Here is a 12,842-nt window from a genome sequence, read left to right on the forward strand (position 1 = left end):
CGGCTCGACCATTCCGGCGATATCCGGGCCGTAGGCAAACAGGTCCGCGCCATCGTACGTTTCCAGCACGTAGGCAATAGAAAAAGGCCGATGTACCGGGTGCGGTACGTGTTGACCTGGCTCTTGACCCAAGCCGCATGTTGAGGGGTGTCGCAGAACACCGTGAATGCCCCGCCCTCGATCGCGTCCGGCTCTCCCTCCAGTTCCAAGAAGACCTTCATGTCGCTGCGGTCGGTCTTCGCGTCGATGCGCAGCTTTTACCCTTCATATGTCGGCATCGATCCCGAACGCCTTCGCGCTCCACGATCCCCGCTGCTGTTGCTATCTCGCTGCTCCTTTGCTTGGCTACCGCGACCGGGAAATCCCGGTTTCGGCCCGCGCCACAGGGCCATCGTCAGGCGGCTTTCAGTCTCCGAGGCGCTTGCCCCACTCCCATGTCGCAGCTTCGCGGCCGACGCGAATGGAGTGCCAGAAGTCGCCGTCGCCATAAGTCGTGAGGTGCTGCGCCTTGGTGTGCCTGACGGTCGGGCCGTGGGCGTAAACCACGCCCTTCTTGTCGCGGCAGAAGGCGGAGGCGTGGACTTCATGGGTCCCGCCGACCAGCACTATGTCGGCTTCGATCGTTTCGCCGTTCGCTGGCCTGCCCTTTGCGGGGACGATCAGGATGTCGCCCTGACGGATTCCGGTGGCAAGCTGCTTGTCAGTAACATCCCACATCCACCGCTGCGCGGCGCGAATGACGGCAACGGGGTTCACGCCGTCCTTTCGGATGGCCGCGTGAACGGCATGGGCGGAGACGGGATGACGGAAGAACTGGCCCGTTTCCTCGTTCCTACCTGCAAGGACGTAGTCTTTGTGTACGTTCGCGAAGCCCTTTGCGTAGCGCTTGAAGAAATGCCGGATTTGGATGACGGCGACATCCTGCTCGGGGTCGTACCCGTAGAGGTCCAGGTTGAGGCTGTCGCCGCGCATCTTTCGGTCGAATGACGCGAAGGTGTCCGGCAGGGCCGCCGAGAACTTCCGCACGATCTCGGCGGCGGACAGGATTGTGCCGCCAGCCAGTTCGATGCGGCTGATTTCTCCGTAATAGCCGCGCTGCGCGGTGGCGATGATGGCGATGCCTTCGTCGGGAACGGAATGTTTCATAGTACCTCTCCTGTTTCGGAAGCTCTGGGGCCGATCCCCGCCGCTCATGTGAATATGTTGAGTTCTACTTCTGTCGAGCGCAAGGGAAAACAGAAGAGAAATTTGCGTTGTTTCTAGGCTTGCGACGTAGCCTTATAATCTCCGTTGGTCCCGCTCTCATAATTGTTGACAAAACTTCCATTCGGCTCGGCCGTCGGTTTATTTTAGTGTGGGCCTGGCATCTCCATACGAGACTGCCGAACGACGTGTCAAGCGAGGGCAGGTTTCCATAAAATGAGGTCGTATCAGTATGTTAGCAAGGATTCGTGGGCGTCCGTAAGCATTCGAGAAGGGTCGAATCCTTGAGCGCAGGGACTCGTTTTCGTGCGAATCCTTGGTGGCAAGGACTCAAATATCGGTCGGTCTTTTTGTGGATAGCTACAGTATCGTTAACAACATCTCGCGGTCTGGATGGAGTTTGTGTCATGGGCAGGGTGCGCGACGGCCAGACATGGCCCGTATCCGCGCTGGAGCGGAGGCCCGTCACACCGGAAAACCGCCGAATGGTGCGGGCGCAGGCCATAGCCCAAGCCACGGTCGGCGGTTTTCTGGTTGACGGACCGAAGCGACCCCACCCCGCCCGACTCCGGGGAAGAACGAGACAGGAAGGAGTGCAGCCCGCACCAGGCCTGCCGTTCCCCGGAGGGCTTGTCACATTAACTTCTGCTCAGCGTTTTGGGGGGGGGTCGACGCGCAGGCATGAATACGCTCGCCATCCGCTACAAGCGCCCATCGTTTTCCGGCAACGATCATCGCCCGTGCAGTCTGGCTTTATTTTCGATTTCCGCTGAGCTTGCGTCATGTCGAGGAAATGTTGCTGGAGCTTGGCATAGTGGTCTCCTGCGGTGTGGAGAACTCTGCAAAGCCGTAATTGGCCGCTTCCGACAATCCGCCGATTTGTAAAGCGGTTCGACGCCAGCACCTGAGTTCCAGGTTTATTATGCGACCATCACATGTAGCGCGGTACATTCTATTTCCAAGTGCGACATACCAATGAATTCAATGGTTTCGCTTTGGAGATTTTGGCTTGTCCCGATGCTATTCGCAATTGACCCTCGCCGATCGTCGTCGCCTTTATCACCTGGTCGAACGCAAGGTTCCGATCAATGAGATGGCGCGCCAGCTCGGTCGTCACCGATCGACGATCTACCGTGAGATCAAGCGCAATACGTTTCGCGATCACGAGCTTCCGGACTACGACGGTTATTACAGTACGGTTGCCGATGACATCGCCAAGGAACGCCGCAGACGGTTGAGGAAACTTACGGGCTTGGCCATTATCGACATCTGCCTGAGGCGCGCCGCAAACGCCGTCCGCGGGGCTTCAGACAGCCGCGAGACAGCGTGCTTCCTGCCAGTCACAGGATATCGCAACATCCTGATTTTATTGGCGATCGATCTGAATTTGGTCACTGGGAGGGCGACCTTTTGATCTTCGAGCGTGTACTGGGCCATGCCAATGTCACCTCCCTGGTCGAGCGTAGGAGCCGCTACACGGTGATGATCAAGAACCAAAGCCGGCACTCGCGTCCAATCATGGACAAGATCATCAAAGCATTCTCTGCTTTGCCACCTCCGCACGTCAAAGCTTCACCTTCGACCGCGGCACCGAGTTTGCGGGCTTCAGGGCCTTGGAAGACGGAATCGCCGCAAGGAGCTGGTTCTGTGACCCCAGTTCACCCTGGCAGAAAGGGAGCGTCGAGAACGCCAACAAGCGCATTCGCCGCTTCATGCCCGGCGATACGGACCTGGCGGACGTCTCACAGCAAAAGCTTGTCCAACTCGCCCATCATCTGAACTCGCTGCCACGAAAGTGCCTCGGATACAAAACACCCGCCGAAGTCTTCATGGCGCATTTGCGCGATGGTGGCTGATACCCTACCCTCCACACGCCTGTGTTGCACTTGGCGTAGATTCTCCAACCGATCATACGGGACGTTGGGTTGCGATACGCGAAGGCCACACGCAGCACGGTGCTGCGGTGAAGTAGGCTTGCCGCACCAAGCGCTCAGCCAATCGATCCGAGCGCGGGAAACCGCTCAAGCAGCCAAAAAGCGATTAGCTGCAGGCGTCCAGTCATCATCAGCACGCCCATCGTGATCATTGCCGCGCCGGCCGCCAAGTTCAGGATCCGGCCGGTGTAGCGCAGTCGCTTCAGCCCCGCCGCGGCATTGCCGAAGAGCAATGCCGCTAACAGGAAGGGCACGCCCAAGCCAAGACCGTATGCGGCCAGCAGAATGGCGCCGCTGCTTGCGGACATCGCCGAAACAGTCAGTATGGAGCCCAGGACGGGTCCAATGCAGGGGGTCCATCCAAATGCGAAGGCGAGACCGAGCATGTACGCGCTGCCCGGCCCTGATATCGAACTTGGTCCCAGCGATCGAAACTCCTGCATCAGGAAGGGGACTTTGAACAAGCCCGTCATCAGCAGTCCAAAGACGACCACCAACAGGCCGCCGACTAGGTTTGCTTCGGCGCTGTAGCGAAGCAGGAGTCCGCCCAGGACCTGGGCGCCCAGTCCAAGGAGCACGAACACCGTCGTGAAGCCGGTGACAAACCAGAGGGCAGGCCACGTCACCCGAAGGCGATCGATCAGGCGTGTCGAGCCCGGGTCAACACCGTTGGAGACGAATGAAAGATAGCCAGGAACCAGAGGCAGGACGCAAGGCGAAACGAAGGAAATCGCGCCCGCCAAGGCCGCGGTTACCAATCCAATTGCCGATACCTCGATTGACACAAGCTTTCCTCACATGATTGCGTGCTTTGGCAGGAGAGAGCACGCAATGCAACGAACCAGCAGTCTCATCGCTTGCGCAACGGATACCGGAATCACTTGAGCCCGCGCTACGCAAGCAGCCTCATGGCATTGGCCGTGACGAGGACCGTGGCGCCGGTGTCCGCGAGAATCGCCGGCCAAAGCCCGGTGATCCCCACGACTGGAGCTTGACCCTGAGATGATAGTGCCGTCCGCCGGAACGCGGTCTCCCGGGCGCACAAGAATGGTCGCTCCCACTGCAAGGCTTTCGGCGGGAACCTCCGACGTTTTTCCGTCAACTTCCAGGAGCGCTGTCTTGGGCACCAGTTTGGCGAGAGCCTTGATGCTGGCGCGAGCCCGACCGGCTGCTACACCCTCCAGCAGTTCACCGACAAGAAACAGGAAGACGACGACTGCGGCTTCCTCGCTGGCGTTGATGATCACGGCGCCGACTGCTGCGATCGTCATCAACGTTTCAATGGTGAATGGCGAACCATTCAGGGCTGCCATTACGGCCCGTCGAGCGATAGGTATGAGTCCAACCGCCATGGCGGCGATGAACGCCCATGGCGCAGTTTCCGGAACCAGCTTTGCGAGGATGAAGGCTGCGCCAAGCGCGAGACCACAAAGTATCGTAAGCCTCGCCTTCGCGGTCTGCCACCATGGGCCTTCTTCGCTTTCGTAATCGTGGCCATGGAGTCCCGATACGGAGCTATCGCGGCGGTCGGGGGATTTCTCATTCTTGTGAACGTGCCCGCCCTCGCCGTGCGCGTGCCCATCGTGCGCCACGTCGGCTTCGAGAGCAGACTCTGACTGAGAAACCGATTCTGCTTGTCCCACGGCAATCGGAGCGACCTTGTAACCCAGGCTTTCGACGCGTTTCGCGAGATTCGACATATCGGTCCCGCGACGATGTTCGATCGTCATTGTTCCGGCGGTAGCCGAAACGGAAACGCCTTCGACGCCGTCGACCCGCCTCGCCGCGGTATCGATTTTCTTTGCGCAACTGGCGCAATCCATACCTTCGACCCTGTACCGGCTTTTGAGAACAGTTTCATTCATGGCGTCGCGCCTTCCGATTGCCTTCCGGATCCGTCATCAGCCGCACGCTAATCCCTCTAGCAACTAGAGGGACAAGAGATATTTTGCGCCAAAATACAGATTTCATTGCGACCCAGCTTCACCGGCGCCGTTCGCGTTCGTGGGATCGAATCGTCGGTTAGCGGCGTTAGGCTCATACCGACGGTTGCGAAAGCGGCTACTGTGGGAAAAGATTTCTTGCAGTGAGGTGAATAACGATCAAAAAGAGAGAATCCGTTGTCAATTCTGCCTTTCTGTTCACTGTGGCAGTGCTCGGACTCGGTTATGTGTTGTTAGGCATTTTGTCCATGTTGCTTTTCGCGTTCGGCTTTTTAGGCGGCTTCATCCTGTGGCTCCTCATGCCGACCAACGTGTCGTTCGCGTCGATCAAAGTCCTTACTTTCGACGCTTGGCTTCGTCATTCTGCAGAGAATGGAGGAGCGCTTCCTTGATTTTCCCCTCTGCACTTTCGAAGATCACCGGAGTACCCGTCCAGGAGACCGGCTCATTTCTAGTGATTCTACTGAAGACGCGGGTATCAATTCGGGTACTACCTAGCGTGGACGTTTTTCACATCCATGGGAATTACCGAGCTCGCCCACTTCGTCTTTCCTTTCCCCACGGGAAAGCCGTTGGATACTTCCGGGCATGGCGAGCGTTGTCCGCCTCGCGCCGGTCGCATGGTTAGGCATGTGGAGGCTTACACGTCGCTGAAGACGACGCCGATCGCGACGAGCGCCACCTTTGAATTCGGCGGCATTTTCCACCTGCTCCGGCGTCCCGCCCATCACCGCGCAGAGGCCCACCGCCGCCATGGCCGACGCCGAACCCCACTCGTCCTGGCAACTTGTCGGTTCAGATGCCAATGCCTCTCAGAAATCAAAAAGCTCTCCGAGCAGCGACTTCTTTTTTCTGTGTTTGGAATAGGAGTGATCGCGATCACCACGCGCTCCGTGACTCTCGGTTTCCTCCCGGTGGCGCGGTTCATCGGCATATCGTAACGGGGCTTCATTTGCGGCGGAGCGCTCGATGATTTTGTCGAGTTCGCCTCTGTCAAGCCAGACACCCCGACATTTTGGGCAGTAGTCCACCTCAATCCCCTGGCGCTCTGACATCACGAGTTCGACATCATCGATCGGACATTTCATAGTTCTGCTCCTCGTTACCGAATACCGGGACTAGTTCTAGATGGGGCCCTCGGCGACAGCGTTCAAGTTCAAGCGATCCGATCTTATTAGAAGTATCAGCGGAGCTCTAATCATGCAGCAGAAGGCCCCGCTTGTCCTTCGTCCCTATCAGTTCCGAAAACAGGGCTTCAAAGCGCTCAACCGCAGGCGAGGCCATCAGTTCGCAGCGTTCTGTCTCCGGGCTGAAACTGAGCGCTTGCTTCATAGCGGCAAGTGCGGGCCAATAGCCCTCATGGAACCAAACCAGCCCTCGCTCGAACAAACGGAAATAGTCGAGACGATCTACCGCTCGAAGGGGCTCCGGATCACAGAGCCACGACGGACCATCATCAGCGTCATTTCGGAAATGACGGATTATCCCGATATGGTGGAGTTGCACCGGCGCATCCAGGCCGTAAACAGGCGCACCTCTCTTTCCACGGTCTACCGCAACCTACGGCAGCTCGTTGAGGCTGGTGTCGTCATCCGCCATACGTTTGAGCACGGTCGCTCGCGCTACGAACTGGCAGGCCGCCCGCATCATGATCATTTGATCGACCACAAAACAGGAAAGCTCATCGAGTTCCACTCACCCGAACTTGAGAAGATGCTGGACGATTTGGCCGCACGCTATGGTTACCGGGTCGTTGGCCATCGCTTGGAGGTTTACGTCGAAGCCTTGCGGCGGCCGATCCGCAGGATTGACTGACGTGCACTCAACAAGGGGCTCAAAAGATACCGGCGCTCGCCCTTCCTGTGGCGATCGAGGTCGAACGAAGAAGACGCTTGAGACTGGCTCTGAGACGCGCGGGCATCGAAGTAAGGCGGGTTGTCAAACTGTGGCGCGTTTCGTGGGGCGCTTGCGTCGGAGCCTGGGGAAAATAGAGCGCGAAGACCGGAACGCGCTTGTCGCCTCGGCGTGCATCATGGCCGTCTTCGCGACCGCGCCATTTTATCTCTCAACCGTGATGATCGCGATCGGCAACTTCTCGACCGTCGCCGCAGGCGGATTTGCCGTTTTGTTCATCGCGGCGTTTTTCTTCCTATTCTGGCTGAGGTCGCGAAGCCAGAAAAAGCGCGATAGCGAAAAATAGAGCCGTTGAACATTTTGGTTTCATTAATCCTTTTATAGCGAGTCCCGCCAATCAAAATCGGGCAGTACCGCCTTGTTCAGCAGCTAACTTCAGCCGAGCCGCTCGGTTCTCAGCATTTGTTTTGTGTTGGGTTTTTCGACCATCTTCGTCGCTCTTGGCGCCAGTGCTACCGCCATGAGTCGCCTTCTTCTGACCAACCGGTATGAACCCAACATCGTCGGCGGCGCCATCATCATCGTGTTCGGCGTCTCCGTGGTGGTGCGCCTACCATGGATGGATCGGGATGTGCGTTTTCACGGCCACATTCCGGGCGGCCGTCCTCTCGGTGCCTACCTTTTGGGCCTTGCTTTCGGTTGCGGCTGGACCCATGCATCGGTCCCATTCTCGGTGCGATGCTGACTGTCAGCGCAGTCTCGGCAACTGCGTCCAGCGGCATCGTTCTCCTGAGCGTCTATTCGATTGGCCTCGGTTCTACCTTTCATCGCTTCAGCCCTGTTTACCCAAGGTTTGACAAAGCGGCTCACGGCCATGCGGCGAGCCGGACGGCTGCTTCAGATTGGCGCTGGAGTGATCATGATCGCCATGGGCCTGGCGATGATTACCGGCCAGATGTCGCTGTTCGCCTTCTGGCTACTCGAAAACTTTCCGGTCTTCGGGCGGATCGGCTAGAATGAGAGCCATGCCGTCAGAGTGATGCGGCTCACAAACTATAGCGGTCGGACGGAAATCTATTGGGTAGTAGCCGGCGCAGATCCCCATATCGCGCCCGCTATACCGTAAGCTATCGTGAAAACGACTATACTCCAGGCCGCCCAAAGCTCTTCCGAAAATGTGTGCTCGACAGCATAGCAAACTATCAAGAAGCCGACGCTGGTTATGGCATATCCCAAGATGGCGCCAAGGCATCCGAAAAGGATGATTTTTGCAAGACGCCTTCGGCGTAACGTGGATAACATATTCGGAAGGTGGTCAAGTTTGACCGAAGATGCCAATCACGATCTCGCGCAGTTTGCCAAATTCCAAGATCTCAGTGCGGGCTTGGACGACGACAATTTGTTCCGCTGGCTCATTGCGAAGGCGACAGGGAATCGATGATGCGGCACTCGGCCACGGTTCCGCAGCCGCACTGGTCGATTATGCTGTCGAGCTCGAGCTTGAGCGCCTGGAGATCGCGAATCTTGCGCTCGATCTCAGATCGATGCTCATTGGCAATGGCATCGACAGCCGCGCAGGACTGGTTGCGATTATCCGACAAAGACAGAAGTTCTCGAACCTGATCGAGCGAGAAGCCGAGATCGCGCGCACGGCGGATAAAGCTCAACCGGCCCAAATGAGCAAGGTCATATGCGCGATAATTGCCCTTCGTCCGCTCCGGCGCGGGCAAGAGGCCGCTCTTTTCATAAAAGCGAATTGTCTCGACTTTTGTGTCGGTCTTTCGCGCGAGGTGACCAATCGTCAGAATGTTCGCGCCCATGGCTTGACCCTGTAGTTGCTATAGGGTCCATGTAACCGGTCATGTCGAAATTGTCGAGGTGAACCATGGCGACCCCTAGCGCCTTGAAACTGCGTATTGAAGGAATGGATTGCGGATCCTGCGCGATCAAAATCGAAAACGCGATGAGGCGGCTACCGGGCGAAAGCGACATCAATGTCAGCCAAAAAAGCCAGGAGAGCGTCTCGCTCTCACTCGATGAAAACAGAACCTCGCCTCGGACAATCGAGGACAAGATTCGGGCGCTCGGCTTCACGCCGATCAGTGATCGACAAGAATCTCCGGCGATGTCAGGCTGCCTGCCTCAGCGGCGTCGGGAGGCATGGTGGCAAGGCCGGAAAGGTCGCCTGGTGGTTTTACGGGAGCAATGTTCGCCCTCGCCTTCGTTTTGGCGCAGATCGAACGGCAATTGGGTCTGGGCATATTCTGCTGCTGCGCTCGTCAGCAAACGCGTTGCGCCTCTTGCGGCATGGCCGGTATGCCACGAGCAATAAGAAGAAAGGATAGATTCATGCGATTGAATGTTTTGACCGTCGCCGCAGCGACCCTGGCGGCACTGATGGTTTCCATCCCGGCCAGCGCTCAGGAATACACAGTGGGCACGATTAAGATTGTACAGCCTTGGTCACGGGCCACGCCGCCGGCGGCTCCGGTAGCGGGCGGCTACATCACGCTGACTAACACGGGAACGGAGCCTGATCGCCTTGTTTCCGGTTCATCGCTGATCTCGCAGAAGTTCGAGATCCACGAGTCGAAGGTTGTTAGCGGGGTTGCAAGCATGCGACCCGTAGTTGGAGGTATCGAGATCGCGCCTGGTGCTACCGTCATGCTCCAATCCGGCGGGACACACATCATGTTCATCAAACCGACGAAACGGTTCGTCAAAGGTGAGAGGTTTCCGGTGACCCTGACCTTCGAAAAGGCAGGATCGATCACAGTCGATTTCGCTATCCAGGGTCGTGGCGCCTCGGCGCCGACTGAGAACAATGACGGTCACGGGGCAATGGATCAATGAATGCTGTAACGACATTCCGCATCGTTGCCTGGAGTGCGGTCGCTGTCGTCGGTGGGCTGCTCATTGGGTTCAGTGGTATTTTCCCCGGCGTACAGCCACTGCCGACATCCGGAACCGTGTCAAGCACCGGCGAAGCAGCGGTCGGCGGACCATTCGAGCTGACAACGCATAGGGGCCAGAAATTCACCAATGCCGACGTGGCCGGCAAACCTTACCTGATGTTTTTCGGCTTTACTTACTGCCCGGACATCTGTCCAACGACATTGTCTGAGCTCACGAGCCTGATGGACGAACTCGGCCCGGACGCCGACCGCTTTTCCCCGCTCTTTATCACGGTTGATCCCGAGCGCGACAACCAGCAGGCGCTGGCCGAATACATGACGGCCTTCGACAGCCGCATTGTCGCCCTGCGCGGCACGCCGCAACAGACCGAGGCCGCCGCCAAGGCGTTCAAGGCCTACTACAAGAAGGTCCCGGTCGATGGCGGCGGCTACACGATGGATCATACGGCGGGCGTCTTCCTGATGGGAGCCGACGGCCGTTTCATCGGGACGATGGACATGGATGAACCGCGCGAAACCCGTATTGCAAAGCTGCGCCGCCTCATCGAGTCAAAAGCCTGAACAGCACAAGCACCACTTTCAGAACGGAACAACAGACGGAACCTCACGAGAAATGGTTATAGGCAACAACCAGAAGACAAGTCCGGAGGCGGCTAACTCCGATCTTCCCGATCTTCGCGCATGGGGGCTCCTGCTCGCGGCCTGGCTGGTCGCAATTTCCGCGACGCTCGGCGCCCTCTTCATCGGCGAGATCATGGGCCAGGCGCCATGTGTCCTCTGCTGGTTTCAGCGGGCTTTTATGTTCCCGCTTGCGGTGATCCTCACGATCTCCTGCTTTGTCTCGGATTCGAGCGTCTGGCGCTACGCGCTACCGCTGGCCATCATCGGTTGGCTCGTCGCACTGTATCATGGCCTTCTATACGGCGGCGTGATCCCGGAGAGCATCGAACCGTGTGGAACCGGCCCGTCCTGTTCCGGCAGCGATATGAGCATCCTCGGCTGGATTCCCATACCAGCCCTTTCACTGGCCGCGTTTACCGCGATCATTATCCTTCTCATCCTCGTTCGCAAAAGGTCCATCGCATGAACAGACGCACGACCGTCCTCGCCATTGCCGTTCTGGCGCTGGGAGGTTTCGCAACGGCAGGGTATTTCTACAAAAAAGTCCCTGTGGATGCGCCAGCTGCCCCGATGCAAGAGTCGAGCACCCTTGTCAGACCTCATTCACCGGTCCTCGGCCCGGCCAATGCGCCGGTCACGATCGTTGAATTTTTCGATCCGTCCTGCGAGGCGTGCCGCGCTTTCTATCCGGCCGTGAAGCAGATAATGGACCAATATCCAATCGATGTTCGGGTGGTCCTGCGCTACACCCCTTTCCATGAGGGCTCGGACGAGGCTGTACGCATCCTTGAAACGGCCCGATTGCAGAATGTTTTCGTGCCGGTGCTAGAGGCGCTCCTGGCCAAACAACCCGAATGGGCCTCAGATAGCGGACCGCAACTCGACAAGGCCTGGGAGGCGGCAGGCGCTGCAGGTCTCGATGTGGCGAAGGCGAAGGAAACGATGCTGGCGCCACACATCATGGCGACGTTGAACAAGGACATGGAGGACGGAAAAACTATCGGCATCTCGGGAACGCCCACCTTCTTCGTGAATGGCAAACCCTTGCCCAGCTTCGGGGTGCAGGAGCTTCAGGAACTCGTCCGCGCCGAGGTCGCGGCCGTCCAATGATCCGCGCCGATCCATGACCCGCCGCATGCCGAGCGTTGACGTCTTGGTGATCGGCGCAGGGCAAGCCGGGCTCGCGGCAGGATACCATCTGCGTGAGACTGGCTTGCGGTTCTGAATTGTCGATCGTGCGAAGACAATCGGCGAGAGCTAGAAGGATCGCTACGAGTCCCTGACGCTCTTCACCCCTCGAGCCTATAGCTCGTTGCCGGGACTAAACGTTTCCGGCGCCCCTGACGGCTATCCCTCGCGGGAGGAGTTCGCGGCTTATCTGTCCGATTACGCGTCGCACTTTGATTTGCCTGTCTCGCTCGGCGACGGGGTCCGCCTCCTCGCCCGAGCAGATGACGGGTCTTTCAGCGCCACGCTGGACTCGGGCGAGGAATTGAGCGCGACTCTCGTGATTGTCGCAACGGGCCCGTTCCAGAAGCCGGTCATACCGACAATTGGTCGGAAACTTGACGCGTCGATCCTTCAATTGACCGCGGAGACCTATCATCAACCCCGGCAAATTCCCGCCGGCGTCGTCCTAGTGGTGGGCGATGGGGCAACGGGGCGGATATCGCGGCAGAGCTTTCCGCGACCCACTCGGTTCTGCTCGCAACCGGGCGGTCGCGGCGGCTGTTGCCCGAGCGCATTCTTGGGACAAGCATGTGGTGGTGGCTGCGGGCCAGCGGCCTCATGAACGTATCCGGAAAGTCGATCCTCGGGCGATTGATGCGCCACGGCACGTTTCTCCAAGAAGGCGGTGTGTCCCCGGTGCCCGGGCTGTTTCACGTCGTCCGCCCCTGGCAACGATGGACGGCCTCCGATCAAGCCCTTGACGATCACGCGGGCATCATCGCCGACACTCATGACCAAGGCAGACGCGCGATTCCGGTCTTTCGCTTCGGCAATGTCGAGCCAGGAACTGTCGTCCTTGTAGCCCGTCGCCCATACCTCCGATGTACCAAATCTTAAGCAGTTGCAGACCGCCATAGGCAAAGGAAAGGCTCTTTGATCGATGCTTCTTGCTCTGTGCGACCAGCGTCGACCGCCGGATCAACCGCGCAAAGCACGATGATCGTCTACAAGGCAGGCAAAGAAGTTGATCGACAGGTTGGCCGATCCGGCAGCCATCGAGCCCCTTTTGCGTCTGGACGCGGTAGCACACGAGAATTTCCTTCTGCGAGTCGAAATCGACGTCGAACTTTTCATGTCCTTGAAATCAGAGCGCGACAATCAATCAGCTTCTTAAGCTGGCAACCTCACACCAGGGTGCCGTT

The 12,842-nt window shown here is 58.3% G+C and carries 13 protein-coding genes and 4 pseudogenes; 11 read left to right on the top strand and 6 right to left on the bottom strand.

The genetic code is table 11. The features are described 5' to 3' along the window. Window positions 1–405: 405 nt before the first annotated feature. Entirely contained in the window at window positions 406–1,146 is a 741-nt protein-coding gene (locus GGQ99_RS25185) for a hypothetical protein (protein WP_183264674.1), read from the bottom strand. Window positions 1,147–1,884: 738 nt separating this feature from the next. On the opposite strand from GGQ99_RS25185, the pseudogene GGQ99_RS25190 reads away from it, so the two are divergent. Then, window positions 1,885–2,026: pseudogene (locus GGQ99_RS25190) on the top strand (IS6 family transposase); the annotation flags it as partial. Between the two features lie 186 nt (window positions 2,027–2,212). Further along, window positions 2,213–3,059: pseudogene (locus tag GGQ99_RS25195) on the top strand (IS30 family transposase). Between the two features lie 134 nt (window positions 3,060–3,193). Here GGQ99_RS25195 and GGQ99_RS25200 read toward each other — a convergent pair. The 4 genes and pseudogenes from GGQ99_RS25200 to GGQ99_RS25215 form a co-directional block, all read right to left on the bottom strand. After that, window positions 3,194–3,922 (bottom strand): cytochrome c biogenesis protein CcdA, encoded by a 729-nt coding sequence (locus tag GGQ99_RS25200; protein ID WP_183264675.1) that lies wholly within the window; start codon window positions 3,920–3,922, stop codon window positions 3,194–3,196. A 150-nt stretch (window positions 3,923–4,072) separates the two neighbouring features. Beyond that, window positions 4,073–5,002 (bottom strand): annotated as a pseudogene (locus GGQ99_RS25205) (cation transporter); the annotation flags it as partial. A gap of 767 nt (window positions 5,003–5,769) precedes the next feature. After that, a pseudogene (locus tag GGQ99_RS25210) lies at window positions 5,770–5,886 on the bottom strand (L-serine ammonia-lyase, iron-sulfur-dependent, subunit alpha); the annotation flags it as partial. Window positions 5,887–5,892: 6 nt separating this feature from the next. Further along, window positions 5,893–6,168, bottom strand: a complete 276-nt coding sequence (locus GGQ99_RS25215) for a TFIIB-type zinc ribbon-containing protein (RefSeq protein ID WP_183264676.1) — start codon at window positions 6,166–6,168, stop codon at window positions 5,893–5,895. 112 nt (window positions 6,169–6,280) lie between these two features. Between GGQ99_RS25215 and GGQ99_RS25220 the strand changes: the two genes are divergently transcribed. The 3 genes from GGQ99_RS25220 (at window position 6,281) to GGQ99_RS26240 (ending at window position 7,679) form a co-directional block, all read left to right on the top strand. Then, the gene (locus GGQ99_RS25220) at window positions 6,281–6,895 is read left to right on the top strand and encodes a Fur family transcriptional regulator (RefSeq protein WP_246389743.1); all 615 of its coding nucleotides are present in this window, start codon (window positions 6,281–6,283) and stop codon (window positions 6,893–6,895) included. Window positions 6,896–7,112: 217 nt separating this feature from the next. Further along, a complete protein-coding gene (locus tag GGQ99_RS25225; protein WP_183264677.1) occupies window positions 7,113–7,280 on the top strand; it encodes a hypothetical protein in 168 nt (55 codons plus the stop codon). A 126-nt stretch (window positions 7,281–7,406) separates the two neighbouring features. Continuing rightward, the gene (locus tag GGQ99_RS26240) at window positions 7,407–7,679 is read left to right on the top strand and encodes a cytochrome c biogenesis CcdA family protein (RefSeq protein WP_246389744.1); all 273 of its coding nucleotides are present in this window, start codon (window positions 7,407–7,409) and stop codon (window positions 7,677–7,679) included. Between the two features lie 667 nt (window positions 7,680–8,346). Here the strand turns inward: GGQ99_RS26240 and GGQ99_RS25235 are convergent. Next, window positions 8,347–8,754 (bottom strand): MerR family transcriptional regulator, encoded by a 408-nt coding sequence (locus GGQ99_RS25235; protein ID WP_183264678.1) that lies wholly within the window; start codon window positions 8,752–8,754, stop codon window positions 8,347–8,349. Window positions 8,755–8,837: 83 nt separating this feature from the next. Here GGQ99_RS25235 and GGQ99_RS25240 point away from each other — a divergent pair, with 83 nt between their 5' ends. The 6 genes from GGQ99_RS25240 (at window position 8,838) to GGQ99_RS26470 (ending at window position 12,262) form a co-directional block, all read left to right on the top strand. Then, window positions 8,838–9,266: a heavy-metal-associated domain-containing protein gene (locus tag GGQ99_RS25240; protein ID WP_246389745.1), complete on the top strand. Its 429-nt coding sequence runs from the start codon at window positions 8,838–8,840 to the stop codon at window positions 9,264–9,266. A 17-nt stretch (window positions 9,267–9,283) separates the two neighbouring features. Further along, complete coding sequence (locus GGQ99_RS25245; RefSeq protein WP_183264686.1) at window positions 9,284–9,787, top strand: copper chaperone PCu(A)C; 504 nt, start codon at window positions 9,284–9,286, stop codon at window positions 9,785–9,787. Next, window positions 9,784–10,410: an SCO family protein gene (locus tag GGQ99_RS25250; RefSeq protein WP_183264679.1), complete on the top strand. Its 627-nt coding sequence runs from the start codon at window positions 9,784–9,786 to the stop codon at window positions 10,408–10,410. The genes GGQ99_RS25245 and GGQ99_RS25250 overlap by 4 nt, the downstream gene beginning before the upstream one ends. 52 nt (window positions 10,411–10,462) lie before the next feature. Next, entirely contained in the window at window positions 10,463–10,936 is a 474-nt protein-coding gene (locus GGQ99_RS25255) for a disulfide bond formation protein B (protein ID WP_183264680.1), read from the top strand. After that, window positions 10,933–11,580: a DsbA family protein gene (locus tag GGQ99_RS25260; RefSeq protein WP_183264681.1), complete on the top strand. Its 648-nt coding sequence runs from the start codon at window positions 10,933–10,935 to the stop codon at window positions 11,578–11,580. The genes GGQ99_RS25255 and GGQ99_RS25260 overlap by 4 nt, the downstream gene beginning before the upstream one ends. Before the next feature lie 202 nt (window positions 11,581–11,782). Then, window positions 11,783–12,262 carry an NAD(P)-binding domain-containing protein gene (locus GGQ99_RS26470; RefSeq protein ID WP_183264682.1) on the top strand — a complete coding sequence of 160 codons (480 nt, stop codon included), beginning with the start codon at window positions 11,783–11,785 and terminating at the stop codon, window positions 12,260–12,262. Window positions 12,263–12,842 lie beyond the last annotated feature (580 nt).

This window comes from Aminobacter niigataensis (genome assembly GCF_014200015.1).
Taxonomy (GTDB): Bacteria; Pseudomonadota; Alphaproteobacteria; order Rhizobiales; family Rhizobiaceae; genus Aminobacter; species Aminobacter niigataensis.

Coding starts and splice junctions, on each gene's coding strand:
- GGQ99_RS25185 (WP_183264674.1), bottom strand. CDS start 1,146: ATGAAACATTCCGTTCCCGACGAAGGCATCGCCATCATCGCCACCGCG.
- GGQ99_RS25215 (WP_183264676.1), bottom strand. CDS start 6,168: ATGAAATGTCCGATCGATGATGTCGAACTCGTGATGTCAGAGCGCCAG.
- GGQ99_RS25220 (WP_246389743.1), top strand. CDS start 6,281: ATGCAGCAGAAGGCCCCGCTTGTCCTTCGTCCCTATCAGTTCCGAAAA.
- GGQ99_RS25225 (WP_183264677.1), top strand. CDS start 7,113: ATGGCCGTCTTCGCGACCGCGCCATTTTATCTCTCAACCGTGATGATC.
- GGQ99_RS25235 (WP_183264678.1), bottom strand. CDS start 8,754: ATGGGCGCGAACATTCTGACGATTGGTCACCTCGCGCGAAAGACCGAC.
- GGQ99_RS25245 (WP_183264686.1), top strand. CDS start 9,284: ATGCGATTGAATGTTTTGACCGTCGCCGCAGCGACCCTGGCGGCACTG.
- GGQ99_RS25250 (WP_183264679.1), top strand. CDS start 9,784: ATGAATGCTGTAACGACATTCCGCATCGTTGCCTGGAGTGCGGTCGCT.
- GGQ99_RS25255 (WP_183264680.1), top strand. CDS start 10,463: ATGGTTATAGGCAACAACCAGAAGACAAGTCCGGAGGCGGCTAACTCC.
- GGQ99_RS25260 (WP_183264681.1), top strand. CDS start 10,933: ATGAACAGACGCACGACCGTCCTCGCCATTGCCGTTCTGGCGCTGGGA.